Origin of the sequence: Enterococcus sp. FSL R5-0957, from assembly GCF_038008005.1 — a bacterium.
Lineage (GTDB): Bacteria > Bacillota > Bacilli > Lactobacillales > Enterococcaceae > Enterococcus_B > Enterococcus_B faecium.
Map to the genome: position 1 here is coordinate 20,823 of NZ_JBBOYG010000002.1, position 25,039 is coordinate 45,861.

29 protein-coding genes and 3 pseudogenes are annotated in these 25,039 nt (G+C 37.1%); 29 read left to right on the forward strand and 3 right to left on the reverse strand.

Annotated features, from left to right (window positions below):
- Positions 1–41: 41 nt before the first annotated feature.
- The 20 genes and pseudogenes from MKX69_RS12560 (at position 42) to MKX69_RS12655 (ending at position 18,238) form a co-directional block, all read left to right on the forward strand.
- The gene (locus MKX69_RS12560) at positions 42–2,066 is read left to right on the forward strand and encodes a VirB4 family type IV secretion system protein (RefSeq protein WP_341010547.1); all 2,025 of its coding nucleotides are present in this window, start codon (positions 42–44) and stop codon (positions 2,064–2,066) included.
- Positions 2,066–3,272: pseudogene (locus tag MKX69_RS12565) on the forward strand (glucosaminidase domain-containing protein). The gene MKX69_RS12560 and the pseudogene MKX69_RS12565 overlap by 1 nt, the downstream one beginning before the upstream one ends.
- A gap of 15 nt (positions 3,273–3,287) precedes the next feature.
- A complete protein-coding gene (locus tag MKX69_RS12570) occupies positions 3,288–3,932 on the forward strand; it encodes a hypothetical protein (protein WP_002321287.1) in 645 nt (214 codons plus the stop codon).
- Between the two features lie 10 nt (positions 3,933–3,942).
- On the forward strand, positions 3,943–4,749 hold the full coding sequence (locus MKX69_RS12575; RefSeq protein ID WP_010730954.1) for a hypothetical protein: 807 nt from the start codon (positions 3,943–3,945) through the stop codon (positions 4,747–4,749).
- A gap of 22 nt (positions 4,750–4,771) precedes the next feature.
- Positions 4,772–5,002, forward strand: coding sequence for a hypothetical protein (locus tag MKX69_RS12580; RefSeq protein WP_002316063.1), 231 nt, complete (start codon positions 4,772–4,774; stop codon positions 5,000–5,002).
- Positions 5,003–5,021: 19 nt separating this feature from the next.
- Positions 5,022–6,101: pseudogene (locus MKX69_RS12585) on the forward strand (hypothetical protein).
- Between the two features lie 5 nt (positions 6,102–6,106).
- Entirely contained in the window at positions 6,107–6,283 is a 177-nt protein-coding gene (locus MKX69_RS12590; protein ID WP_225851790.1) for a hypothetical protein, read from the forward strand.
- 291 nt (positions 6,284–6,574) lie between these two features.
- The gene (locus MKX69_RS12595) at positions 6,575–6,871 is read left to right on the forward strand and encodes a hypothetical protein (RefSeq protein ID WP_002293513.1); all 297 of its coding nucleotides are present in this window, start codon (positions 6,575–6,577) and stop codon (positions 6,869–6,871) included.
- A gap of 1 nt (position 6,872) precedes the next feature.
- Positions 6,873–7,295, forward strand: coding sequence for a hypothetical protein (locus MKX69_RS12600; RefSeq protein ID WP_002295642.1), 423 nt, complete (start codon positions 6,873–6,875; stop codon positions 7,293–7,295).
- Between the two features lie 18 nt (positions 7,296–7,313).
- Positions 7,314–8,906, forward strand: coding sequence for a MobP2 family relaxase (gene mobP2 / locus MKX69_RS12605; protein WP_002295641.1), 1,593 nt, complete (start codon positions 7,314–7,316; stop codon positions 8,904–8,906).
- A gap of 11 nt (positions 8,907–8,917) precedes the next feature.
- On the forward strand, positions 8,918–9,253 hold the full coding sequence (locus tag MKX69_RS12610; protein WP_002295640.1) for a hypothetical protein: 336 nt from the start codon (positions 8,918–8,920) through the stop codon (positions 9,251–9,253).
- Between the two features lie 139 nt (positions 9,254–9,392).
- On the forward strand, positions 9,393–9,587 hold the full coding sequence (locus tag MKX69_RS12615; RefSeq protein ID WP_002295639.1) for a hypothetical protein: 195 nt from the start codon (positions 9,393–9,395) through the stop codon (positions 9,585–9,587).
- A gap of 12 nt (positions 9,588–9,599) precedes the next feature.
- A complete protein-coding gene (locus MKX69_RS12620; protein WP_139914323.1) occupies positions 9,600–11,972 on the forward strand; it encodes an ArdC-like ssDNA-binding domain-containing protein in 2,373 nt (790 codons plus the stop codon).
- 60 nt (positions 11,973–12,032) lie between these two features.
- Positions 12,033–13,502 (forward strand): toprim domain-containing protein, encoded by a 1,470-nt coding sequence (locus tag MKX69_RS12625; RefSeq protein WP_002307527.1) that lies wholly within the window; start codon positions 12,033–12,035, stop codon positions 13,500–13,502.
- Positions 13,503–13,512: 10 nt separating this feature from the next.
- Positions 13,513–15,717 (forward strand): type IA DNA topoisomerase, encoded by a 2,205-nt coding sequence (locus tag MKX69_RS12630; protein ID WP_341010548.1) that lies wholly within the window; start codon positions 13,513–13,515, stop codon positions 15,715–15,717.
- A gap of 15 nt (positions 15,718–15,732) precedes the next feature.
- Positions 15,733–15,882, forward strand: a complete 150-nt coding sequence (locus MKX69_RS12635; RefSeq protein ID WP_002295632.1) for a hypothetical protein — start codon at positions 15,733–15,735, stop codon at positions 15,880–15,882.
- Between the two features lie 80 nt (positions 15,883–15,962).
- Positions 15,963–16,559, forward strand: coding sequence for a type IV toxin-antitoxin system AbiEi family antitoxin domain-containing protein (locus MKX69_RS12640; protein ID WP_002295629.1), 597 nt, complete (start codon positions 15,963–15,965; stop codon positions 16,557–16,559).
- A gap of 12 nt (positions 16,560–16,571) precedes the next feature.
- Positions 16,572–17,471 carry a nucleotidyl transferase AbiEii/AbiGii toxin family protein gene (locus tag MKX69_RS12645; protein WP_317548663.1) on the forward strand — a complete coding sequence of 300 codons (900 nt, stop codon included), beginning with the start codon at positions 16,572–16,574 and terminating at the stop codon, positions 17,469–17,471.
- Between the two features lie 2 nt (positions 17,472–17,473).
- Positions 17,474–17,959, forward strand: coding sequence for a single-stranded DNA-binding protein (gene ssb / locus MKX69_RS12650; RefSeq protein WP_002295626.1), 486 nt, complete (start codon positions 17,474–17,476; stop codon positions 17,957–17,959).
- Between the two features lie 21 nt (positions 17,960–17,980).
- Positions 17,981–18,238 (forward strand): hypothetical protein, encoded by a 258-nt coding sequence (locus MKX69_RS12655; RefSeq protein WP_341010549.1) that lies wholly within the window; start codon positions 17,981–17,983, stop codon positions 18,236–18,238.
- Positions 18,239–18,396: 158 nt separating this feature from the next.
- Here MKX69_RS12655 and MKX69_RS12660 read toward each other — a convergent pair whose 3' ends face one another.
- A complete protein-coding gene (locus tag MKX69_RS12660) occupies positions 18,397–18,519 on the reverse strand; it encodes a putative holin-like toxin (RefSeq protein ID WP_002295624.1) in 123 nt (40 codons plus the stop codon).
- A gap of 153 nt (positions 18,520–18,672) precedes the next feature.
- On the opposite strand from MKX69_RS12660, the gene MKX69_RS12665 reads away from it, so the two are divergent.
- From MKX69_RS12665 to MKX69_RS12685, 5 genes are all read left to right on the forward strand, one after another.
- Positions 18,673–18,933: a hypothetical protein gene (locus tag MKX69_RS12665; RefSeq protein WP_002295623.1), complete on the forward strand. Its 261-nt coding sequence runs from the start codon at positions 18,673–18,675 to the stop codon at positions 18,931–18,933.
- Positions 18,934–19,381: 448 nt separating this feature from the next.
- Positions 19,382–19,588 (forward strand): hypothetical protein, encoded by a 207-nt coding sequence (locus MKX69_RS12670; protein ID WP_002330430.1) that lies wholly within the window; start codon positions 19,382–19,384, stop codon positions 19,586–19,588.
- Positions 19,588–19,839 carry a hypothetical protein gene (locus tag MKX69_RS12675; RefSeq protein ID WP_341010550.1) on the forward strand — a complete coding sequence of 84 codons (252 nt, stop codon included), beginning with the start codon at positions 19,588–19,590 and terminating at the stop codon, positions 19,837–19,839. Before MKX69_RS12670 ends, MKX69_RS12675 begins: the two co-directional genes overlap by 1 nt.
- Before the next feature lie 15 nt (positions 19,840–19,854).
- Entirely contained in the window at positions 19,855–19,986 is a 132-nt protein-coding gene (locus MKX69_RS12680) for a hypothetical protein (RefSeq protein WP_341010551.1), read from the forward strand.
- 32 nt (positions 19,987–20,018) lie between these two features.
- Positions 20,019–20,291: a hypothetical protein gene (locus MKX69_RS12685; RefSeq protein ID WP_341010579.1), complete on the forward strand. Its 273-nt coding sequence runs from the start codon at positions 20,019–20,021 to the stop codon at positions 20,289–20,291.
- A 290-nt stretch (positions 20,292–20,581) separates the two neighbouring features.
- On the opposite strand, the gene MKX69_RS12690 is transcribed toward MKX69_RS12685, so the two are convergent.
- Positions 20,582–21,708 (reverse strand): IS3 family transposase gene (locus MKX69_RS12690; RefSeq protein WP_094850654.1). Its coding sequence is split into 2 segments (ribosomal slippage): positions 20,582–21,480 and positions 21,480–21,708, totalling 1,128 coding nucleotides; the frame shifts between segments, so codons are not numbered across the junction.
- 155 nt (positions 21,709–21,863) lie between these two features.
- Between MKX69_RS12690 and MKX69_RS14105 the strand changes: the two genes are divergently transcribed.
- Positions 21,864–21,926 (forward strand): hypothetical protein, encoded by a 63-nt coding sequence (locus MKX69_RS14105; protein ID WP_225362175.1) that lies wholly within the window; start codon positions 21,864–21,866, stop codon positions 21,924–21,926.
- A 117-nt stretch (positions 21,927–22,043) separates the two neighbouring features.
- On the opposite strand, the gene MKX69_RS12695 is transcribed toward MKX69_RS14105, so the two are convergent.
- On the reverse strand, positions 22,044–23,285 hold the full coding sequence (locus tag MKX69_RS12695) for an L-lactate MFS transporter (protein ID WP_002334583.1): 1,242 nt from the start codon (positions 23,283–23,285) through the stop codon (positions 22,044–22,046).
- Positions 23,286–23,570: 285 nt separating this feature from the next.
- Between MKX69_RS12695 and MKX69_RS12700 the strand changes: the two are divergent.
- The 3 genes and pseudogenes from MKX69_RS12700 to MKX69_RS12710 all read left to right on the forward strand — a co-directional run bounded on the left by MKX69_RS12700 (position 23,571) and on the right by MKX69_RS12710 (position 25,001).
- Positions 23,571–24,105: pseudogene (locus MKX69_RS12700) on the forward strand (transposase).
- On the forward strand, positions 24,102–24,890 hold the full coding sequence (locus MKX69_RS12705; protein ID WP_341010580.1) for an IS3 family transposase: 789 nt from the start codon (positions 24,102–24,104) through the stop codon (positions 24,888–24,890). Before MKX69_RS12700 ends, MKX69_RS12705 begins: the two are co-directional and overlap by 4 nt.
- 48 nt (positions 24,891–24,938) lie before the next feature.
- Positions 24,939–25,001: a hypothetical protein gene (locus tag MKX69_RS12710; RefSeq protein WP_225362175.1), complete on the forward strand. Its 63-nt coding sequence runs from the start codon at positions 24,939–24,941 to the stop codon at positions 24,999–25,001.
- Positions 25,002–25,039 lie beyond the last annotated feature (38 nt).

Below are 25,039 nucleotides of genomic sequence, written 5' to 3' on the forward strand. Positions count from 1 at the left end.
TTTCACCAAGTAAAGAATCAAACAAGAAGAGGTGACTGTACATGTTAGAAGCGATTAAAACAGCTTTTTCACCACAAAATGATCAAAAAGTACTTGATCCATTAAAGCAACTAGGAAATCGGGAAATCGAAATTTTAAAATCCAAAGGGTATGATTTAGATTTTTTAAAACAAGTGATGCCACAAGGTGGATTAAATTTCGATGAAGAGTATGTGACCTATGGAAATGGTTATTCACGGTGTGTGACAGTTTATCACTACACAAAAAATCCAACGCTTTTTTGGTTGGCCAATCTCATGAACAATCCTCATACAGTGGCCACACTCGATGTTAGCACAGATGAAAAGCAAAAAGTGATTGATCAAATCAATCGTGCCTTAGATGAATTAAATGATCGATCAGATAACGAACGAAAAGCGACTGACCGAAATAAAAGCGCAGAAGAATACCTGGAACTAGCGGAATATGCCCGAAAATTGACTTCTAATGGTGAAATTTCTAAACAAGTCAAAGTGAGAGTACATGTTTACGGAAACACGATTCAAGAAGTAGATGAACGAGCGCAGGAACTGATTGAAAATCTCAAAGGGATGGATTATCGTGCGGTGACCTATCTGCATAAAACCAAACGAGATTGGCAATCGATGTTTACCATGTTCGATGAACAAGCTGAATGGTTCGGAAATATCAAAGGGCAATCACTACCATCGTTAAACATTGGCGGAGGTTTCCCGTTCCACCACCAAACGCTAAAAGATCCAGGAGGGACACAATATGGGGAAACCATGACAGGCGGCCCATTTGTCTGGAATGCGACGTATAAAAATAGTGTACGGTTGTCTACTAATACCTTGCTTCTAGGAATGATGGGAGCTGGTAAATCGACCGTTCTTAAAATGATCGCGGAAGCCCATTTAGCTGCAGGAGACTTTATTTGGGGCTTTGAAAAGGGAAAAGACTTTATTCCTTTCTTAAAGGAATATAACGGTATTATGGTGCGCTTAGACGGATCTGACGGGATGATCAATCCTTTAGAAATATTTGCCACACGGACGTATGATGAAGCATCCAGTTTATATGAGGATGGATCAGTCAAAGATTTGAAGATCAATGAAGCAGCGTCCTATCAAACACACTTAGACAAAGTGGTCTATCAGGTACAGTTAGTGAGTCCTCAGCTAAAAGGAACGATGAAAGCAGAATTTAAGACCTATTTAAATCGTTTTTATGAAGAGTATGGAACAGTACCACGCGGCTTTACTTCCTCAAACTCGCGTTCAAATACTGATACGCAAGTCACAGGGAAAGATCCAGAAGCTTATCCGACATTCAAAGAATTTTTAGACTTCTTAGGACAACTGGAATTACCAGGTGCTTCCCAAGAGAAAAAGAATCGAAAAGAAGAAATGGAATCCATCGTAGAATCCTTATGTGAGACGTATGGCATGATTTTTGATGGTCATAGTACGATTCGACACCTTGACCAACAACAGTTGGTCTTTTTTGACATTGACTCTATTACTGGATTGGATCGTGGGGTGCAACAATGTCAAATGTACATGGCTATGACGTTGATTTGGAATCAGGCATTGATTCAAGGAAGAAGACAACGACGTTTAATTAAAGAAAAACAAATGGAAGAACAAGATTTCAAACGCTTCTTGGCGATGATTGATGAGTGCCATAATGCGATTAATCCAGATTTCATTGAAACGGTAAATTATGTCACAAACTTCCAACGAGAAATGCGTAAAGTAGAAGCAATGACTGTTTTAGCGACACAATCCCCACAAGAAATGGTGCCAGAAAATATGTCTTCTGATAACTTCTCGAAACTGAAGAAAGTCTTTGAATTTTCTTCTACGAAGATCTTTATGCGTATGGATGAATCTATTTTACGTCATATAGAAGGATTAGTTGGTAAATCAATGACGAACTCAGAATTAGAATCCATTCCTCAACAAAATCAAGGAGACGCTGTGATCAATTTTGGCTCAAAAGAAACCATTCGTGTTCATTTTAGTCCGAACAAACGTCAATTAAAATTGTTTGATGGAGGAAAATAATGGAAAACCAAAATGAAAGTTTAATCAAGCAGTATGTTAAGCGTCGTGCAAAGCGACGCTTATTTTTGTGGTTGTTTGGTACTTCAGCAGGTTTGATGACTATTTTGATCACTGTGTTCGTGACCCTTTTTCTAATACTTGCGGCGGGTTCGATTGATAATTCGGATTCAGATTCAAGCAGTGGTGGCGAAGCTTTTACAGGAGAATATTCGGAAGGATTACCGATTTATAAAGAAATCAAAGGGAGAGGCCCATTTTCAGATGAAATTGCGCAATATGCGGTAGGAGCAGCCGTAAAATACAAATTATTGCCAAGTGTGATCCTATCGCAATACGGGTATGAATCGGCATTTGGAACGTCTCTATCTGCTAAAAACGACTTGAATTTTTTCGGAATTACCTGGTTTGATGGTTGCTTGTTTCCAAAGGGTACTGCACGAGGAATTGGTGGTATTGAAGGTGGCTGGTACATGAAGTTTCCCAACTCAAAAGCCGCATTCTCTTATTACGGATTTATGGTAGCTACGCAGTCAAACTTTAATGCAAGCGTAGGAAATAAAAGCCCTGGCGCAAGCTTATTGATTTTAGGACGAGGTGGTTATGCAGCTGCAGGAATCACTGAAGATAGTCCTTATTATACAGGTTGTATGTCGATTATTACCTCAAATAAATTAACAGAATATGATGAATTTGCGATCAAACATTGGGGAGAAGGCGGAAATGACAACGGTACGATTACTGGTGAATGGACGAATCCTTTCCCTGGCAGCAGTTTAGATAAAAGTTCCTTCAGCGGTGGTCAATTATTTGGAACGAATCCAGGCGGTGAATTCCGTCCGAATGGTTTCCATGATGGATTAGACTTTGGTTCAGTTGATCATCCAGGAAGTGAGATTCATGCGGTTCATGGAGGAAAAGTCGTGTACGTTGGAAATCCTGGTATTTCAGGTTTGGGCGCGTGTGTGATCGTGATTAATTACGACGGCTTGAATATGGTATATCAAGAATTTGCAAATAGTACAGGAAATTCTCGTGTGAAAGTGGGAGATCAAGTGAAAGTTGGTCAAGTAATCGGGATACGAGATACAGCACACTTGCATTTAGGTTTCGCTCGAATGGATTGGCGTCAAGCACAAGGACACGCATTCACAGATGATGGTACATGGATCGATCCATGTACCATTTTTGAATAGCAGCAAAAAATAGATCAGGAGAAAAAATATGGAAAATAAAACGTTAAAAATCGTCTTAACAGCTGCACTCAGCATTAGCTTAATTGGCAATATCGCGCTCTTTTGGCAGCTGAAAGAGGAACAAGCGACAAATACCTATAAAATTGAAGAAGTGGCTAAAAACGCGTCTGAGAAGCTCAAAAAAAATTCCTCTGAGGCACAGGCGAAGATCGACAAGTTAAATCAAACCATCAATGAGAAAAACCAAGAAATCGATCAGCTGAAGCAACAAGACGGTACAAAAGCAAAAGAAGAAGTCACAGATGCCCAAAGAAAGACGGCAGAAGAGTTCGGTCAATTGGCCATTGATAAATCACTAAGCAGAAATGAATTAACGGAAAAACTAAAAGATGTCGCAACCCAAGAAGTGATCGACAAATTAAGTCCTGCAGATGATGATCACCAACATGATGATTATGGAAGTTACTCCTTTACATTAGGTGACGTGCAAACTTACGCTGAAACAAGCAGTGTAAAAGAGGAACAAAATTTTGTCGTATTTGTTGATTATACAATCGGCAATCCTCAATTCAAAGATGTCAAACCGCAAAAAATAAAAGGTGGATTAACTGTCACTGAAAAACAAGTAGATGGTCAATGGAAAGTCACAGACTTTAGTTATTTCACTCGTTAGGAGGAAGAAAATGAGTAAGAAAAAAGGAGCAAGACAACGTTTTAAAAAACGGAAAAGTTATCTTAGATGGCTGGGAATCTTTACGATTCTCGGCTTTTTGATTCTTGCTAGTCCGATTTATACGCATAAGAAGGTAAACATACCAGATGAGGTAAGCACGAACGCTTTTTTAAACACGAAAGAACTGACAATGGTATCAAAAGAAAAAGGAGCGAATCAGCAATTAGTTTTTGAATTTGCGATTGACGATGAGGATCAAGGCTTATTAAAAGAACTGGCTAATCTTGATTATCGCGTAGAAGTAAAGACAGCTAAAGGTGATTATCAAGCAATAAAAGCCAAAGTGATCAAGGTGTCTGATGATTATTTTGTAGTGAAATTAGCACATGTACCAGAAGAATATATCGCCATGCGTTTAACCATTGTTCCTGAAAAAATTGATCCAAAAGTGGATATGCAAGAACCACAAGATCTGATTTATTACGTTCACGAAGATAAGGTTAAGGATCAAGTGAAAGATGATAATTATGAACAACATGCGATCAATTACAAAGTGAAAGGATACAAGAAAGAACAAAAAGCAGCACAAAAACAGATTGAATCCTTGCAAGCAACCATTGATTTGAATGAAGAATTAGTGAATAAACTAAAAGACCAATTGCCTTATCAAGTCGCAGATGATCAGGAAAATACTGAAAATAAGATTAATGGTTACCAGCAAGAAATTGAAACATCAAAAGCGCAAATGAAAGATCAAGAAGAGATCATTCAAAAACTTCAAGAAAAAATTGATCGTATTAGACAAGAAAATATTTAGAAGAACAGGTGGAGTGTAAGAAATGAAGCGAGCGAATTTGGTCGGCAAAGATACTTTCGCTGAGCAGAAAGTATTGATTAAAGCCTATCTTAAAGTTGTAAAAGCCAAAGAAATAAGTCAAGAAGTGAAGCTATCTAACACGACAATATCTGAGTTGAAGAATGGTAGAAAGAATTTAGATACCTTAAAATTCAGATCATTTGAAGCTTTGTATTTAGCTGCTAAAAAATACTTTACAGCTGATAGCAAATAAAAACACAGGAGGATTTTATGTGAAAAAAGTATATCAAAAATGTTTATGGATCAGCTATATCACCTTAGGTATAGCTGCTTTTTTATTTAGTTTAGCTGTTATCGTCGGTACAATTTTTCTTTGGTTTACCAATGAAGATTTATCATTTAATTGGTTCATGAGTCTACTATCGTTTATTATGTTGATCTTTTTATGTTTAGAAATACGCGAATTCATGCCTTCTCATTGGCAAGATAAGAGGAAAGAGTTTAGGGAAGAAATCGAAATGAAATCGGACGACTGGATTGAACACACCTGGTTTCCTCTGAAAAGAAACAGCAAACGGAAGGAATTTTGGGTGCTGCAATTATGGCCAATAGGAAAACTTTTTAGTTACATGGCTTCACTTATGGTTACTTTAATCGGTTATTTGGTGGTGGTCTATGGGGGGTGGCCTATTACTTGTTAAGTGAGCCAAAACAGATTGCGGCGTCAATTATATTCACGGTAGTAATAACATTAATGTGTGTCATGTGCTTTTCTATTTTTAGTTACTTACTCGTTCAATTTGTCAGGAAAAATTTAACAATGAGTAATCTTTTCAAAAGTTTATTGGACTTACTTATCTTAGGCAGTATGTTAACGACTCTAGCAGATTGGTCCGAGCAATCTGGAAGAACGGTAGAGGGGATAAAGAACTTCTTAACGACGATCGATCAATTTATAAATCGATATATGTATTTGTTTGAAGTAGGACTTATTCTCGCTTTGTTTGGTTATGTATTCATGAAACTTATTAAAAGATCAATCGAAAAAGAAATGGTTATTGATCTAATTCCGAAGCTGAGTGGCTATGAGTATTACGTTGATTTTGGAAAGTATGAGGAGCTGATCCATACGGATGTTGTTCATACGAGTATTCAAGAAGCGACCGTTAAGGGCATCAGATCTATTTTAAAAGATGGCCAGGAAATGAAAGCAATAGACCGAAGAAAAGAGGTCTACAATTTTTATGAAGTCGAAGCAAGCCTACGATATGGCATTGGGAAATTATGGTTAGATGGGAGTAAAAATTCAACAAAATAAACCATATGTTTTCAGGAAAAGTGGTGATTTATAGCTGGCATGGAGTTAAAAATCTTAAAGAAGGAGCAGTTATTCAAAGTGAAAGAACGTCATAATCAGTTACTATGTAGTAAAACGGGTACGATGAACATTGAATACCGAACAGAATATTTAGAATTAACGAATCAAACTGATTTTTTGTTGATTCGAAAGCAACAAGAGCAAGAAAAAAATTAATGGCTACTTATAGCCAATTGATTGATGAATGGGAACAATTCAAGGAATCTGAAATTCCAGAACGTCTCTAAAAGCCTTTATTTGTAAAGAGCATAAGGAAACGTGGGAACACTTTTTAAAAAAAGTGTTCCAATAGGCTGTGCCTATTACGTTTCTCAAAAATAAATGTGGGAACAAAATATTTAAAAATAGGATAGTGAAAGGATAGTGAAGGATAGTAAAAGGAGGGTAGTAGGATAGCAAAAAGGATAGGCTCCTTTTCGCTATCCTTTTTAAATTGGAGGAATTAATATGGAAGTAAGAATAAGAAATGTGGATGAGAAAATCGTAAGAGAAATTGATCGAAGATGTGACGAACTAAGTAACCGTACGGGTAATAAATGGAGTCGTAACGATTATTTAAAATTACTAATAGAAAATGATTTTGATCGTCCTTTGATGGAATATAAAAAAGAAAAGTTTGATCAGTTATTAGAAAAGTTTTCAGAAATTCAAAGCTATAACACAAAGATATTAGAAGAATATGTTAGCCAAAACAATCGTATTTTAGAAATCTTGATCGAGCAAAATAGAGGAAGTGAACTTTGATATGGCAAAGGTTATAGACAAACACATTTACTTTCACCAAACACATATCGATGTGTTGGATGAGATTATTTCTACTCATGCAGAAGTTAAAAACTATAGTGAAGCCGTTCGGTTTCTATGTATGAATTATGATCCAGAAATGGAGAAAAAAGTAAATTCCAATCAAGCAAAGTTGAATGGAATGAGTAAAGAAATTTCTATTTTAACCGAAATGGTTTCAGAGTTTGCAGATCTTCATTTGAAAGATACAGGAATACTAATTGGTACAAATTCAACGGTTTACCAAGAAGCAAAAGAACGTGTGGAAGGAAAAATTAAATCTAATCAAACCAAAAAATATTCCCCTCAGTTGAAGAAACCTGTGAATGAATCTGTTTATGCCAGAGTAGATCCATTTGATCCAACGAAGATTCTAAAAAGATAAAAGTAGAAGGGGAACATGATGAATAAATCGCCTGCAGTCATTCTCACTTGTCAATTTACCTTGCCCAATAAAAAATCTTTTTCAACATACATTGATTATATGACAAGAGAAAAAGCGCTGGAAGAAATGGAACGACGTACGCCTGAAGAAGAACAGGAACTGCAACGAATCAAGAATGCTTTAGAGGATTTTTATATTCCTGAAGGAGAAACTTTTTCGGAGAGTAAGACGGATAAAGAATTCAGCGAAACGTCGAATGAAGCTCAATCTTTGATGGGAAATGGAATCAACTTTGACAAGTTAGAGGAACAAGATTTTACCAAATATCTTTCTTATATGACCCGTCACTATGCGTTAGAACAAAAGAAAGAACTGACGCAAAGTGAACAAAAAGAATACCAACGCTTGAACCAAGCAATAAAAAAATATCAAACAGAGCCACACAAAAAAGCTTCAGGAAACCTTCCTGGAGTTTTTTCTATGGCTTCAGACGAAGTGAAAGGAAGTGATCTGAAGGAGATTAAGCAAATCTTCCAAAGAGGACAACAAAAAGGCTCAATCATTTATCAAGATGTTGTCTCTCATGATAATTCGTATCTTGAAAAAATAGGATTGTACGATCCCAAAACAGATACTTTAGATGAAGAAGGATTAAAAGCAGCTGGAAGAAAAATGATGGAGACATTATTCGAGAAAGAGCAACTGAATGAAACAGGCTACTGGATGGCAACGATTCACCGCAATACTAAACATATCCATATTCATTTTGCAGTTGTTGAAAAAGAAAATACGCGTAAACCTTACACTGAGGTTGAAAATGGTGTGAGTTATATCGTACCGAAAGGTAAGAGAAGACAAGCAACATTAGACGCAATGAAGACCAATTATGTACATGAGTTAGAACGTTTTTCTTATGAAAAGGATCGAATGATTGGTATGGAGAAACGAAATTTATTGACACGAAAAAGTGATTTGCGTAACAGCTTAACAAAAGTGGTAAAAGAGCCAGTACGTTATGATCGACACGCAATGAACTTATTAAATGAAGTATATAGAACCTTACCTGAAAAACGTTCGGAATGGAATTATGGGGATGAAAATCGAACTAAACTTTCACCATACACAAGAGAGAAACTCGACGAGTTAACCCAATATGTGTTAACAAAAGAACCTGAATATCAAGAATATATACAGATTTCAAAAGCATTGAAAGAAGAAGCAGAAAGTCTTTATGGGGAAAGCAAGAGAGAATCAAAGGATGCAGAGAAAAATGCTCTCTTTGATTTAAAAAAGCGCACAGGAAATGCCATCCTAACAGAGCTGAAGAGACAGGATAGTCAAATAAAACCATTAATAGAAAGTGTTGATCAGATGCAATCTATTTACAATGAACGATCCTTTCGAACGCTTAAACAATTGCCAACGAATGAATACAAATATAGTTACGAAGAATTCATGAAGCGCAGGAAACAATTCCAACAAAGAGTTGTCACGCAGCGGAGTTTACGTCAATTAAATCGAACTATTAATGCCCATGAAGAAAAATACCACGCAAGTAAAGCATACGAAGAGCAACAACGAAGAATTCAAATGGAACAAGAAAGACAGTAGGAGGAAGAGAAATGAAACGATATTTGAATCAATGGAAAGTCATAGAAGGATCACTAAAAAAAGAACGAATCGAACAACTTCCCGATTGTTTGGAAAAAGAGCATTTGTTCCAGATAAGAGAAATGTTGAGAAACGAACAGTTTGATCCAAATCAATTTTTAGTCGTTGAGTACCCAGCTACTGGTGTGTATTGTTGTAATCATGTGAATGGTGAAAAATATTTTATCATTCAAGAATATGAGGGCAAGTTAGCACCTTATTATACTACTTGGGAAATGAATGAAGAGGGAATCAATAACTTTCCATGTAAAAGCATTGAAGAGTCCATTTCACTCACAGAGTGTTAGTTGTTAAGTGAATAAAAGAAGTAAAAGAGTCCTGAACGTGATTGTCCAGGACTCTTTTTTTCAATGAATTGTTTTCCGCCAATTTATTGAGTGGTGCGATTTCCGACTACATTATATCAAAAGAAAGGAGGAAGAAGAAATGGCTTATTCAACTATTGGAGTTGTTGTTGAAAAAAGCAGAGACAATCTCGTTTTTGTGACAGAAATTCAAACAGGCAGATCTTTTGTCGTCACAGACAAAGCGGCAAAAGCTTATCAAAGTGGCGATATTTTAACGTTAAATCTGACTACGAAGACGTTCGTCGATGCGACAGAAGATTATCCATTTGTTTAGGAGGAAACGGACATGGCAGAAGAAAAAGAACCACTAGACAATAGTCGTTTGGGAAAATCCAAAAGAAAATTAGTACGATTGCAAAATGAATTAAACGAACAAATTGAAAAGATGTTTGAACACCAGAGAAAGACCAACGGTCAACCAATGAACGATAAGAGAAATGGGCATTCTTGGTTTAGGCAACAAGAGCGAATCGAAAATAAAGTGCATAGTCTGAGAGAAGAGATCAAGCAACAAGAAAAACAAGTAGAAAAACTTGAAAGACAAGAAGAGATAAAGGAAATGGGCTATAACAAGTACGGCGGACTGGATATGACGATCGAGAATATTCCAAGAATCAAAGAAGAAATCGAACGCTTTGAAAAAGGTGAATCGACTTTTTCAGCCGCTACGATCCGAAAATACCAACGGAAATTGGAAACATTAGAACAGCTGAAAGAAAGATCGGAAAAAGGAAAAGAAAACCTTCTTCCTGAAGTACAAGCAATCATTGACAGCGGACGAGTGACGCAATGGAAAAAAAATCCGACCATTTATTTTCTGAAAGGCTATCGAAAAGTCGCTTTAGAACTGAATGAAAACGGGGAATTTGAGGAATCTAAAAAATACCAAGCCACGTCGGAAGAGGAAAAAGCAGCTGTTCGTGAATTACTTGAAGAGGCTGTACCAACTGATTCTTTGAAGGAGAAAGAAAACGATCATTTTTATCGAGTAGAATTCAACGAAAATGATCCAGAAAAAGGATTGAAAAGTTATGGTGGGGAGATCGTAACATTCGAATTGATCGATCAACTCAAAACGTTGGATAACCAATACGCCGCAGAAGCAGGTTATTATAAATTCTATTTTGAAGAAGTGAAGAACGGAGAAGTAGTCGATCAGATCCGAATGGATCTAGGGGATGGCGTCAACAGTAATCAACCCATCTATTTAGAGTTAGCAAAATTGTGCGAACAAGTACCTGAGAAGGAACAAAAACAATCGGTCAAAAATGAACCTGTTTCGAAAGAACAAATGCAGTCGAAAGAAACAAAAACAAAACAAAAGGGCTATCAAAAACGAACGGCAGAAGAGATTAAACAAGAAGTTAAATCCCTTTCGCAACAGGCACTGGATGCGGTGAAAAAGCATACTCATTCTCCTGAAGACGTCAAAGAACTTTTGAACTTTATGTCTCGTTTTCCAGAACGATCCTTTAGAAATCAATTATTGATTGAGGAACAATTTCCAGGTGCAACGGCTTGTTTAGGTCGTGCCGCGTTGAAAAAAGAAGGAATCTATATCAAAAAAGGGGAACAAGGGAACAAGATCTTTGTCAGAAAAACGGTCAAAGGATTTTATGAGAAAGGACGTGGCTTTGTTCGAGAAATAGAAGCTACACCAGAAGATAAAAAACGAATCGAAAGTGGTCAAATCGAAGTGATCAAAAAAACTTACTACACGATTGAAAAAGTGTTTGATATCACACAAACACAGTTAAAACCTGAAGACTATCCGAAAATCTTTCCGAACCGTGTCTTTGATTTTCAATTGGATAAAAAAGGACAGTCAGAACTTCAAGCTGGGATTCAAGCGGTAGCCAACAATATTGGAATACAAATTCGAGATATGACAGAAAGTGAAGTCTATCAAAGAGAATTAGGACAAGCACGTGGGGCGTATGTTCGTAACGAATTTACTGGCGAAGAAGAAATCGTCATGAATACTCGAAATACTCCTACGCAGCATTTAGCTACAAGTATTCATGAATTAGCCCATGCAAGAATGCACAAATTTTCAGAATTAGATACCGCAACTAAAGAATTGCAGGCAGAAATGACTTCTTATATTGTGTGCAAACATTTTGGAATGGACACGTCGGAGAAAGCTATTCCTTATATTGCAGCATGGACGAAGAATGGTCAGACGTTGGATGATAAGGAAGCTGCGGAACGTGGGAAAATCATGAATGATGTCAGCCGTGTCGCAAATGAATTCATTCAAACCATTTCTAATGAAATCAATCAATACAGAGAAAGAGAACCAGAGATCCAACCAGCAGAAGTGAAGCAGGAGCATAAAAATACTGTAGAAACGGCAGAACAAAAGAATATTGTTCCTGTTGGTTCACTTTGGATCGACAAGAAAGACGGGAAAGTAATGGAAGAAGATACGGGTCGAACGTTACATTTGAAGGATGCGGCGTTTATTGAAGATCCGCAGCATAATCAAGTAATTTTAAAAGGAAAAAGTTATGGAAAAGAGATCCAAACGGCGTTACCTTCAGAAGAATTTGCGCTAGGAAATCCATTCCGATTTTCACTTGAGACAGTGTCAGAAGTGGCAAAACGAAAAAATGAAATCTATTATGAACAACAATTGTCACAAAAAGAACGTGTATAAAACAAGTAAAAAAGACTATCTGAAAAACGGATAGTCTTTTTTCTTTTGGGAGGTTTTAAAATGACCGAGAAAAAAATGAGTCTTATTGATCGATGTAAACAGATCGATATAGTGGATTTTGCTCGAAACAATGGAATGGCTGTAGTCAATAAAGGACGAGACTATCGCTTAGAAGACCATGATTCATTTGTTTTTGATCGAAGAAAACAACGTTTTTATTGGAACAGTCAAAATATTAGTGGCGACATTATTGAATTAGCTAAACTTTTTTTCATAGACAAAGAGATCCAAGACCCTAAGCAACAATTTAAAGCAGCCACTGATTTTATTCTAAAGAATGAAGACAAAACAGAACGAGTGGAAAATCTTCATTTTGAGACAGAAAAGTACAAAGATCACCCCGTTGATTATCAACCACTCACAGAAAAAGGAAGGAATTATCTGAAGGAAGAACGAAAACTACCAGAGTGGCTGATTGATTATGCAGAAAAAGAAGGGTTAATTGCTGAACTAAAGCCGAAACATGAACGGCAAAATTTTTTAGTTGGAGACGACCGTTTAGATCATGCGGTTGCTTTTTTATGGAAAGATCCACTGACAGGAGAGACAGTAGGGGCAAGTTATCAAGGAACGATCGTCGATTTTAATCGTTTCGGTAAACGGGGAACGTATAAACACATTGACAAGAATCCTACGCCAAATCACGGATTTAATTTAAAAATAGGCGATCCGAAGCATTTAAAATTCTTTGAAAGTAGTATTGATCTGTTAAGTTACGCTGCATTGAATCGGGAGAAACTACAAGATGCCTGGTTAGTTTCGATGGACGGGTTAAAACATCATGTAATCAGTCATTACGTTGAAGAGTCGATTTCTGAATTAAGTCGAAAACAAACATTTCCTCAATCGATTGAAGTATGTGTGGACAATGATCGTGCAGGACATATTTTTTATGAAAAAGAACAGATGAAGGGAATCGTTGATCCTTTTACCAATAAGAAAATCCGTTGTGAGCGAGGAATTCCAAATGATTGGCAAGTACCTAAAGAATACAAAGCTACTTATGAAGCAGTCGCAAAAGAAATGAGTGTTGAACCTGAAGCAATTATGGCCATACACAAAACTGAAACTAATTTACAGCTGACAAATCAATTGGTGTCTGCTCATGATGTTCAATCTACGTTTGGAAAGATGTTGGCGAAGGGCGAACCAGTAGAAACAATTGATTTGAAAGAAGCATGTACCACGGTCGCGAAGGAACTGAAAGTATGTGAACGCGCAGATGGAACATACAACTTTGATCGTTTTTATAGTAGAAAAGCCAACATAAAAGACGTTAATGCAGGAATCCTTCTTTCCTATAAAGCAGAACAATACTACAAAGGCTATAAAAAGCATGAACATGAATTTGTACCTGAAGTGAAAAAGGATTGGAATGATCAATTGAAGCATGAGATCCAGCAACAAGAAATCAGAAAGCAAAAACGTGCGATGTTGTTTCAACAAGGCAGACAACAAGAAAGGGAGTGAAGTCGTCACTATGAAAACCGTCATTTTAGCAGAAAAACCGTCACAAGCGAAGGCTTATGCCGATAGCTTTTCTAAAGCTACCCGAAAAGATGGGTATTTTGAGATCCAAGATCGATTGTTTACAGGAGAAACTGTGATCACGTATGGTTTTGGTCATTTAGTCGAGTTAGATTCGCCCGATATGTACGATGAAAAATGGAAACAATGGGCATTAGAACATTTGCCTATTTTCCCCAATCAATACCACTATCATGTTCCTAAAGATAAGAAAAAGCAGTTTAGTGTCGTCAAACGACAGCTGCAGTCAGCTGATACGATTGTGATCGCGACTGATAGCGATCGTGAAGGGGAGCTGATTGCCTGGTCAATCATTCAACAAGCAGGCGCCAATCAAGGAAAAACCTTTAAAAGACTTTGGATCAACTCCTTAGAAAAAGAAGCCATTTATCAGGGATTCCAACAGTTACGAGACGCAGAAGAGACCTATCCAAAATTTGAAGAAGCACAAGCACGTCAGATCGCCGATTGGTTAATTGGGATGAACGGTAGCCCACTGTATAGTTTACTCTTGCAGCAAAAAGGCATACCAGGAAGTTTTTCTTTAGGTAGAGTCCAAACCCCAACACTCTATATGATTTATCAATTGCAGGAAAAGATTAGAAACTTCCAAAAAGAACCATATTTTGAAGGAAAAGCCCAAGTAATCGCTCAAAATGGCGCATTTGATGCGAAGCTTGATCCAAATGAAACCCAAGCGACACAAGAAGCATTTGAAGCCTATTTAAAAGAAAAAGGTGTTCAATTAGGAAAACAGCCAGGTACGATCCTTCAAGTCGAAACAGAGAAAAAAAGTGCGGCTAGCCCACGTCTTTTTTCTTTATCGAGCCTTCAGTCTAAAATGAATCAACTCATGAAAGCTAGTGCCAAAGATACTTTGGAAGCCATGCAAGGGTTGTATGAAGGAAAATATCTAAGCTATCCGCGAACGGATACCCCTTATATTACGGAAGGGGAATATGCGTATCTGTTGGATCACTTAGACGAATACAAGCATTTTTTAAAAGCCGAAGCGATTCCGACTCCTATTCATACACCGAATAGTCGGTATGTGAATAATAAGAAAGTCCAGGAACATTACGCGATCATTCCTACAAAAACGGTTATGACAGCAGCGGCTTTTGAACAACTAAGTCCACTGCAGCAGGCTATTTATGAACAAGTGTTAAAAACAACGGTGGCCATGTTTGCGGAAAAGTATACCTATGAAGAAACAACGATCTTGACGCAAGTTCAGCAGCTTCAGTTAAAGGCAATCGGAAAGGTGCCGCTAGATCTAGGTTGGAAGAAGTTATTTGGAAAAGAGAGCGACGGAAAAGAGAAGGAAGAAGAGCCGCTACTTCCTAAAGTGACAAAAGGAGAAATGGTGACGGTGGATCTACAAGTTCTTGAAAAAGAAACCAAGCCACCACAACCTTATACCGAAGGTACGTTGATCACTGCAATGAAAACAGCTGGGAAAACCGTGGATAGTGAAGAAGCGCAATCCATATTGAAAGAAGTGGAAGGAATCGGTACAGAAGCGACACGGGCGAATATTATTGAAACCTTGAAACAAAAGGAATATATCAAGGTAGAGAAAAATAAGCTCGTGGTGACGAATAAAGGGATTTTGCTTTGCCAAGCCGTGGAAAAAGAGCCGCTGCTTACGAGCGCCGAAATGACCGCCAAATGGGAAAGCTACTTGTTAAAGATCGGTGAACGAAAAGGAACACAAACCACTTTTCTAGCCAATATCCAAAAATTTGTCTCTCACTTATTGGAAGTCGTACCAGGGCAAATCCAATCCACTGATTTTGGATCGACGTTACAAGAAGTGAAAGCAGCCAGTGAAAAGCAAGAAGCCGCGCGTCATTTAGGAATTTGTCCAAAATGCCAGGAACAAGAAGTCTTGCTCTATCAAAAGGTGGCAGCTTGTACGTCTGAAGCCTGTGATTTTAAATTATGGACAACGATTGCCAAAAAGAAACTCACAGCGACACAGCTGAAGGAGATCATTCAAAATAGCCGAACAAGCCAACCAGTGAAAGGGTTAAAAGGTCAGAAGGGTTCATTTGAAGCAACGATTGTTTTAAAAGAAGACTTCACTACAGGCTTTGAATTTTCTGAAAAGAAAAAAACGAACTTTAAGAAAAGAACACGATGCACTGCAAAATAATGGAGGGTTAATCTTATGCGTAATACCACACACAAACAACAAGAAATCGAAAATCAAAAAGCCAAAATTCGTTCAGAACAGGAAAAAATGCGTGCCAGCAAACGAAGACTGCAGCAATTGAAGAACCAGCAGAGGATTCAAAAAGAAATCGAATTAGATCGATAAAATCTTCCTAACTATTGTATACGTATAAACTTATGTTATACTGTTTTTATAAGTTTATACGTATACAAAGGAGGGAGAAAATGACAAAAGCAATGGTATACAAGCTGCTAGAAGAATTTAATGGAACTTTGGCTTTGAAGGATGCCAAAAAAGCGGGCATTTCTCCTGTAACGATCAAACGTATGGTAGATCGAGGGGAGCTGGATCGAGAGTATCCAGGTTTTTTCACCTTACCTGGTCAATTTCCTGATGAATTGTTTATGGCGCAAAAAAAATATGAACGCGGCATTATTTCACATATTACCGCGTTAGATTTGTATGATTTAACAGATATGATCCCTAGACAGATCGATCTGACTGTACCTTACGGTTATCACGTTTCTGAAAAAGGATTGAAGGAATTCGCAGTTGAGCTACACTATACAAAAGCGGAATGGTATGAATTAGGTAAGATTGAAATAAAAAGTCGCTATGGGAATCCTATTATAGCTTATGATACAGAAAGAACTTTATGTGACATTTGGAATCCCTGGTATACCGTTGAGGATGAAATCAAAGTAAAAGCAATCAAAAACTATATGGAGTCGGACAGAAAAAATCTTAGAAAATTGAATGAGTATCGACGAATTTTACCAACAGACAAAACGATGCGTTCTTATATTATGGCTTTAAATTAAAGGAGAAGATACATGACACCTACGCAGTTAAAAGCAAAAGTGAAGAATATTTCTAGAGAAAAAGAAGTTGATCCGCAGCTTGTTTTAAGACATTTTATGATGGAAAAATTCTTGGAAAAAATCTCAGAGTCTCCTTATCGTGAAAATTTTGTGTTAAAAGGCGGCTTCTTGATTGGCTCAAAGTATGGCATTGAAAATCGCACAACCAAAGATATTGATACGACTTTACGGGAAATGAAAGTAACCAAAGAAACATTAACAACGGTTCTAAACGAAATTTTTTCAACGCCGACGAAAGAAGGCATTCAATTTGAGATTCAAGGAATGAAAGAAACGAGAGAAACCGATTACTATCCAGGATTTAGCTTACGTGTGCTGGCACATTTGGAAAACATGCGGCCAGATTTTAAGGTAGATGTGACTACAGGTGACTCGATCTATCCTGCAACGATCACTCACAGTCATAAATTGATGTTTGAGGATCGAACGATTCCTTTGGAATCCTATCCTACAGAACAAATTATTGCTGAAAAATTAAGTGCAACCTTTGATTTTTTAACAGATAATTCGAGAGGAAAAGATTTTTATGATCTCTATACTATTCCTAAAATGGAGAAGATCGATGAGAAGACCTTGAAAGATAGTGTGAGAAATACATTTACACGTCGAGGAAAAACTGATCCGTTAAAGATATACTATGAAAAGGATATGGATGTACTGAAAAATAGTCACGAGCTAAAAGATACCTGGAAGAAATATCAAAAAAGCAATCCTTATGCTGCATCGATCACGTACGATGAGACAATGGATTCGATTAGTAATTTGATGGAAAAAGTGATTCACGTCGAAGAAAAAGAGCGAAAACTAGCTTATCAAAGACACCAACAGATGAATAGAGAAATGGAGAGATAAAGATGATTAATAATGTGACATTAGTAGGACGCTTAACCAAAGATCCTGATTTACGTTATACCGCAAGTGGTACTGCAGTAGCGACTTTTACCCTAGCCGTCAACCGAAATTTCACGAATCAAAACGGCAATCGAGAAGCCGATTTTATTAACTGCGTGATTTGGCGCAAACCAGCAGAAACAATGGCGACATTAGCTAAAAAAGGTAGCTTGATTGGTGTAGTTGGGCGGATTCAAACGCGGACTTACGACAACCAGCAAGGACAACGTGTATATGTGACTGAAGTTGTAGCAGATAACTTTCAACTATTAGAAAGTAAAGCAGCGACAGAGAGCCGTGCGCACGCTGATCAATCGTCCACCAGTCCAAGCACCGCCACCTTTGAACAACGGGATACAGCGACGCCTAACAACAATGGATTGAACGCTTCACAGAATCCATTTGGTGGACAATCAATCGATATTAGCGATGATGATCTACCGTTTTAGTTTGAGAAAGAAGGAGTAAGCATGGCAAAAAAAATTAGTCTGAAGATGGATCTATTGATACCCCTAATTGCATTTATAGACGGGATTTCTTTGGGCGTCACTGAAAATCCTTTGGTAAATAGAATTGCGAAAGGATCACTATTTCTTGTATTCGTGTATCTTGTCTGTTCTTATCTTTTAAAAAGAGCAGGAAAGGATAATTCCTTTTGGCGATTGACTAAAGTCACAGTAGCAGCGACAGCTGTTATACTTACGGCTATTCTACCGCTTTATATGTAGAGTTAACGGGAAATCGTTGAACTTCTTGCGAAATATTGCTATAATGAACATGAAAAAGAGGAGTTGCGCTAACAACCCCTCATTAACAGCACCGATTAAAGAACGGTGGCAGAATATTAGTTATTTGGAAATAACCGCTGACCTGCTAAAGTAGACGGTTATTTCTTTTTGTCATTTTTAAGCATATTTACAATCAAACTAATCAAAGCAATGGTAAACATACCAAAACCAAGAATGGTTTGAATTGTCTCATATGCGGACAAAAGGCTTACTCCTTTCATAGATTTTAGCACTTACATTCATAAGCACCACCACCTTTCCAGAAGTCGCACCGTCTTCAAACTTTACTGTCTTGACTATTATAGCATATCTAAAATCGAATAAAAATTCTCAATTTTAACTGTTTTTGCTATAATTTTAGCGAGGTGATCGTGATGAACAAATATGTTGGTTTGCTTGATAAAATCCGAGTAATAAAAACACAACCATTATTGGTTCGCTTTACTTTACAAACAATTCATGAATCGATTAATTGTGTAGTTGCAGATATTGAAATTATCGATAAATTGTTAATTATGGATGATGGAAAATACAATATTGCCGTCACAGGTCATTTCAATAAACGGAATCAATTAGTCATTGAATCGATGCAAATTAGAAACCCTGATCATTTTACGCGATCAATGGGCATATAAATAAAAGAAGAGCTGCAATCCTAATGTAGGACTGCAGCTCTTTTTGTTTTACATAGAAACAGGAAGAAAGGGAAAGGCCTGTTTAGGAAGGCACAAGCGCCTTCTCAATTGAAAAACCTTTCTCTCACTCCAACCGCCACCGCCGTTCGAGAAGAAAGGAAGTGAACGTTGCACGTTCACTAAGATAAGGGGTCTTGCTTTGTAAGACAAAATAGGAAAAGCTTCCTCTCACCAAAAGGTTCGTTCCTGTTCGCTATCTCTTTATTGATTTGCCAGACCGGCAACAAGTTGCCTTTTATCACCAAAAAGCGACAAGGACAAGGGTAAATGGCACGCTGCGCGCCCTTGTCCTTGTCGCTTTTCGTTGATTCATTCTGGCCAACAAATCAATAAAGAAAGAACTAACGAAAGGAAGTAAAACCTTTCCTAAGAGGAGGCAGAATCAATCATGCGAAAGAAATTTGATTATTGGGGTGTTCCCTTCAGCGAATTATTCCCAAACTATCATGCACCACATACTGTCGAATGCGATTGTGGAGAAAGAGCGAAATGTATCAAAAGCTATTGTTTGTATCAATGTCCAACATGCGGGAAAAAATATACCTTGTCTTATGGCGATTATATTTTGATTGAGGAGAAAGGAAAGAAACGCTGATGAAAACACAACACAAATTATTGACTGTAAAAGAAGTCGTTCAAATTTTGGTGGACAAAGAAGTCATTTCTGAAAAAGTAGCAGAAGCTTTACTTATTCCGCGGTACTGGACGATAGAAACTCCTTTAGTAGAGGATGCACCGACTATGCTATTTGAAGACCTAGTGAAGGTTGCAGGATGTGAACTGCATTATCAAGAAAACTTGGAAACTTATGAAAACGAATATTGGTTAACCAAATTAGAGAACTAAAAAGGAGAAAAAAATATGGCTCAAAATTACTATGACGAATTTGTCAAATTACCTTTGGATAAAATGGCACAAAAAATGGAGGATATGACGTTCCTATACAACGAAACACGTGTCCAAAAAAACATTATAAAGAAAAATTGTCGGTAGCTGTGGAAGAAATGATTGAATTAGGTGTCGAAATGAATCTTATTGCGACGTACTATCGAACACTGGAAGAACTGAAAAAGCAAAATGCAAAATGGTTTTTCCAAGCCTTACTATGCTTGGAAATAGGTGTCAAACCAAGCACTATTAAACCTTCTGAATACCAAGCTTTAGAACTAACGTATGCGAAATTTATCGAAACGAAAAAAGCCAAGACTGTTTCAAGTGAATGGTTAGATTATTTTGAAAATATCAATAAGTATGGCGCATATTACACCATGAAAAAGGAAGACAACGAAAATGAATAAGGTGATTTATCAACTAACAACGGATTCCATATCAACGATTTGAAAGAAAAAAAGGTCAATAATCATTTATACCGAAAAGTGAGAATGTGTGAAATAAGGACAAAAAAAGCCTAGTAACTAAGGGAATGGTTCTTATTTCGCACCAACCGCCCCCGCCGCTTAGGTGGTGCGAAATAAACGGGCAAAGCCCGATAACTTAAGAGAAAGAAGGTGATCCATTTGAACAAGATTATTCCCTTATTGTTAGTTGGATTTGAGTCAATATCTTGGACACATTTTAGTAGAGACGGTTAAGCCATTTTTTCTTTTGCTAATTCTTCAAATTCCTGTGGGGTTAGATAGTGAATCGAGCTATGGATTCGATTTCGGTTATAAAATCCTTCAATGTAGCTAAATAGCGCTCGATTTGCTTCTTCAAAATCTGAGTAGCTAGTCGTGTAGACTTCTTCTTTTTTCAATGAGGCATGGAAAGATTCGATTCCAGCATTATCATAAGGTGTTCCTTTTCTACTATAAGAATGCCTTATTTTGTTGGTTTTAAGCCATTGTTCCACTTCTCTTGCTGTGTATTGGCTGCCCAAGTCAGTGTGTAGAATCATTCCTTCTGGAATGTGATAATGTATTTTTGCTTTATTCAATGTTTGAATGACACAATCCACAGTCATTCGTTTTGAAAATGTATAACTAATAATTTTTTTCGTGTGTAAATCCATGATTGAAGATAAGTAACACCAACCATTTTTCTTAGTAGGAATGTACGTAATGTCAGCTGCCCATTTCTCACAGATCGTTTCAGTAGAAAAGTCCTGATTTAAGAGATTCTCTTTTGAAATGATCGGTTTATTAGACCTTTGAGGTCTATATTTTTTAACTACAATCGACCTTAAATTTAATTGTTTCATTAGCTTTTGGACATGTTTAAGAGATACTGAAATCCCTTCTTTTAATAAAACTTGATGGATCTTTGTGGCACCATAGCGTTGTTTATTCGTAAAAAAAATTGTTGAAATCTTCTTTTTCAACTTATTATTTCTGATTTCTGTAGCTGTCAACGGTTTATTCTTATAAAAATAATAGACACTTCTAGGGATTTCTAATAACCGACACAACAAAGAAACAGTGTAATCCTTACACCATTTTTCAATAAATTGAACAAGCGAATTTAGGTTTTCCGAGAGAATATGGCTGCGGCTTTTTTTAAGATTTCAAGTTCCTCATTTAAACGAGCATTTTCTTTTCTCAGTTCAGCTACTTCTTTTCCAGTCAGTCCTGTGGACTGATCAGGTAAATATAAATTCTTCCATTTGTAAATCGTTGCTTCAGATAAGCCATATTCTTTCGCTAACCCTCGAACAGAACGTCCAGTTTGATTCAGTTCAACAATCATTTGTTTAAAATTTTCTTCATATCGGGTCATAAAAATTCATCCTCTCGTAGATAAGTTTAATTTATTCTTGTCTCTACGAAAAGCTGTCTAAGATTTGATACTAACACCAATTTCCACAGTGTAAAGATATTGGATAATTCAAGGAAATCACAAAGAATTACGTCGATTGGTTTAACAATCGACGAATATCACAGAAAACAAAAGGCATGACTCCCTGCGAATACAGGGAACATGCCTTAGCAGTTTAAAAATATTCAATTTTGTCTAACTTTTGTGTTGCACTTTACGGCTCATGCTGTTTTAGACTCTTTTTTATGCAATTTTGTCTTAGTTTTTAATAATTTAATGCGCTTTAAAGTAGTTTTTTATGATTTGCTTTTTATTAATTTGCTGGCTTTAATGAAATCTCGTTGTATCCAGAATGAGATTAGCAGTGCCAATAGATCAATCAAAATAAAGGCAGCTAATGTCAAAGTATAATTGTGGAACAGTTGATGTGTTAATGATAATAGTAATGGTCCAACAACTCCGGCAGCAGCCCATGCTGTCAGTACATATCCATGAACAGCTCCTAATTCTTTAGTACCAAAGACATCACCTAAGTAGGCTGGGATGACAGAAAAGCCTGCTCCATAACAAGACATCAACAAGCATAATGCAATGACAAATAGGAGCGGTAATTTGAAGATGAGCATGGCTGAAAGCATTACAATATCGAGAATAAAAATGGCACTGAAAGTAGCAGGGCGCCCGATATAATCAGACAAAGTTGCCCATATCAAACGTCCAAAGCCATTGAAAAGGCCTATGATTCCAACCATAATTGCGGCTGTTTGGACAGACATGCCGGTCATACTTTGAGCCATGGGGGATGCAGCTGAGACAAGGCCGATCCCGCATGTAATATTGATAAAGAACATTATCCAAAGAAAAGTGAAGGATTTAGTTTTGAGGGCTTGGTTAGCTGTTAGCTCCGGTCCTCGGGTTAGACGTGTTCCCTTTTTTTGAGAAATGCTATTTTCAGTAGTGCTTGATAGTGCCAGATTTGGACGAACAATAAACTGTGCAGCGAGCAGCATAATAACAAAATAAAATGTTCCTAAGAGATAGAATGTTTGTTCAAGACCAACACTAGCCATTAGCTGTTGAGCAACAGGACCAGTCAGCATTGCTGCAAAACCAAATCCCATAATAGCTAACCCCGTTGCTAAACCGCGTTTGTCTGGAAACCATTTAATAATTGTTGATACAGGGGTAACGTATCCTGCTCCCAGTCCTAAGCCGCCTATGACACCATATGAGAGATATAATAGCCAAATTGAATTTTGATGGATAGCCCAACCAGTCATAATGGTTCCAGTTCCGTAAAGAAAGCTAGCAATAGTTCCCGTTAGTCTAGGGCCTATTTTTTCAACGACTTTGCCCATAAAGGCGGCTGACATTCCCAAGAAGAAAATAGCGATACTAAATGCAAGAGCGACTGAGGATTCTGCCCAACCATTTTGTTTTGCAATTGGATTAGTAAAAACACTCCAAGCATAAACGGAACCAATCATTAAATGAAACATGACACCTGCAAACGCAACAACATAGCGATTTGTTTTCAACAACAATTCCTCCATTTTTGATAGTATACGAACAATTTAAACGTTGTTCACAACCATTGTTGGCATATAAGAATAATATCACATTTATTATCACATTTAAACAATTAAATTTTAGTATAAGACGAATTTTAACGTTGGCTAATGAAAAGTACATTTAAGTTAGCTATAGTACTGGGAAAAAACAAATTACGGTTGCTGTTTTTGAACAAATAAAAAAGCACAGGGAACCTAAAGTGCTCCATAATTGTTAGACAAGAAATCTAACAGTTATGGAGCACTTTTTCTATGGTCAAATATAGTTCAGAATTAAAAGCAGAAGTCGTTAGTGAATATCTTCAAGGTGACATTAGTATCAGTCTTCTTTCAAAGAAACGTAACTTGCCTCGAATACAAGTAGGTAGATGGATACAAAACTTTCGTTTGAGCGGCGCAGACGCTCTTAAACGAAGAAGAGTTAAACGAAGTTTCTCAGTTGAGTTTAAAGTTGATGTGATAAACTACTATCAAACTCATGATGAAACTTTAGCCGAAGTATCCGCAAAATTTGATGTTAATTCTTGTCAAATCAGTCTTTGGAGGATAGCCTTCAATCAGTATGGTATAGAAGCCTTGAAGCCTCATCCGAAAGGCAGAAAAACCAAAGTGAAACATAATAAGAAGAAATTACGTAAGTTAGTAAACAAGAACGAAATCGATCAACTTCGTGAAGAATTGACGAAAAAAGAATCAAGAATTATATGATGCAAAATTGGAGAACGAAATCTTAAAAAAATCAATGACCCTGTTCGGAACCTCAAAGGACGAAAGAAAACACAAATAGTTGATCAGATCAGGGTCGAACAAGAGTCTCTTCCGAAATCTAACCGGTATAAAGTCGGCGATATTCTTAAGACCATTGGACTTAAGAAAGCGACTTATCATGATGAACGTAAACGTATCAAAAATTATGTAGATAAGTATGAAGATGTAAAAGTAGAGATACTAAAAATTGCCGAAAGCGGAAGATATCGCGGACGTCTAACCTACGGTTATCGTCGCGTTCAAGAAGAGCTCATTAAATTAGATATCCATCTATCAGACGCCGTAGTGCGTCGTTTGATGGATGAATTAAATGTTCAAGTAAGCCTTTATAACCGCCACAGAAATGGTAGATATTCATCTTATAAAGGTACAGTTGGAAAAGTGTCCCGTAACGTTCTACATCAGCATTTTAATGAAACCGTACCTTTCAAAGTATTACATACCGATGTTACACAAGTACGCTTGGCCGATACTAAGTGGGCTTACGTTTCAGCTATTACTGACGAAGCAAGTAAGGAAGTTTTAGCATTTCAAGTAAGTAATAGTCCTAACAGTAAACTAATTATGGATACACTCGATGAACTCACAGAAAATATTCCGGAAGGAATAAAACCAGTAATTCATTCAGATCAAGGTTGGCATTATCAATTGAATTACTATACCGATAAACTCTCTGAAAAAAAATTTATACAAAGCATGTCTCGTAAGGGAAACTGTCTTGATAATGCGCCAATTGAAAGCTTCTTTCATCTTCTTAAAACAGAATGCCTTAATGGATTTCCACAGTGTAAAGATATTGGATAATTCAAGGAAATCACAAAGAATTACGTCGATTGGTTTAACAATCGACGAATATCACAGAAAACAAAAGGCATGACTCCCTGCGAATACAGGGAACATGCCTTAGCAGTTTAAAAATATTCAATTTTGTCTAACTTTTGTGTTGCACTTTA